At 43.1% G+C, this 1,295-nt stretch carries 1 protein-coding gene; it reads right to left on the minus strand.

Annotated features, from left to right (window positions below):
• Positions 1 to 51 precede the first annotated feature (51 nt).
• On the minus strand, positions 52 to 1,209 hold the full coding sequence (locus AACW90_RS22840) for an integrase core domain-containing protein (RefSeq protein ID WP_390239359.1): 1,158 nt from the start codon (positions 1,207 to 1,209) through the stop codon (positions 52 to 54).
• Positions 1,210 to 1,295: the final 86 nt, after the last annotated feature.

Raw genomic sequence — 1,295 nt, forward strand, 5'->3', positions numbered from 1 at the left:
TGTACTACCGACCTCATAGGTAACACTTTAAACCGGTCACATAGGTAACACTTATGTTGGCCGGATTACTCGACCAACTACTTCATCTACGATCCCTAATTTTAGAGTTCCAAAATGCAGCAACCAGCAATTGCAGTCAACTGCTTTTAGTCCCACATACTCACCAACCAGTCTCCTTGTCGTATAAATTGGCCGCCCATGGAACTTGATATAACCTCCACATTTTACTTTTCTGATTTCAAAATTAGCTGGGTAATTCAGCTCCGGTAGTATTTCAGGATAAGCACGTAATGAGCATTGATAAGCATCGTTAGGACAAACACCTAAACCAAGCGCCTGGTGCGGTCGTTCGAAGTTGTACTCCCTTCTAAAACGATTTAACGCTCGTTGTTGAACAGACAAGTTAGCCTTAGGTGGATTGGCTACGGCTTCTTTTAATGTTCTGTGCATACGCTCATGCCGACCGTTCTGCTGTGGGCACCCCGGTTTTATTCTCTCTGGGTTTATTCCAAGACGGATGAGCCATATGGATAAAGGGGAAAGCCCTCCCAAGGTCAAAGAAGCGAATGGCCAACCATTATCTGTACGGATTGCTTTTGGCAGCCCATATTCACGAAACGCAGCTTTGTAAAGGTTCAATACAGGAGGCAATTTGGTGTTATATAAACCTTTGCAACTAAGTAACATTCGACTGTAATTGTCGGTTAATGTTAATGGATAACACCATCGTTCATTTCCCAATTTAAATTGACCTTTAAAATCGGCACTCCAAACATCATTTGCCTCTAGTGCGTGTTTTAATGGCTGAGTATGAGGTGGGATCCTCTGGCGTTTTCGCTTACTTCTAACTAGACCATTTTTCTTTAATATCTCGCCGATCGTGCTAGCTGCAGGCCATGCTTGCAAAGCATTATCTCTATATAATGCAGAATGAATTTTGACGGGGCCCCAGTAAGGATAACGAACTTTTAAGTCGAGAATGTGTTCAACTATCCAATCTGGGGTTTGTTGAGCTTGGGTATGTCTCGCTCGGCTCAAGTCAGCCATCCCATTCATGCCTTGACTATGGAAACGGTTAATCCATTTATACCCTGTTTTACGCGCTATCTCATATCGTCGACATAGCTCCGTAATAGAAAAACGGTGACTTAACCAATCTTCAATAAATTGTGTTCTTTGACTCATGATACAGGTCTCATTCCAAGGCATAAGCTTCTCCTCTATGAAGCTTACACATTAACACCTGTTACCCATGTGCCCGGTCAGATCTGTTACCTATGTGGGCGGTCAATACC

It is taken from the genome of Vibrio frigidus, assembly GCF_042465995.1.
GTDB lineage: Bacteria > Pseudomonadota > Gammaproteobacteria > Enterobacterales > Vibrionaceae > Vibrio.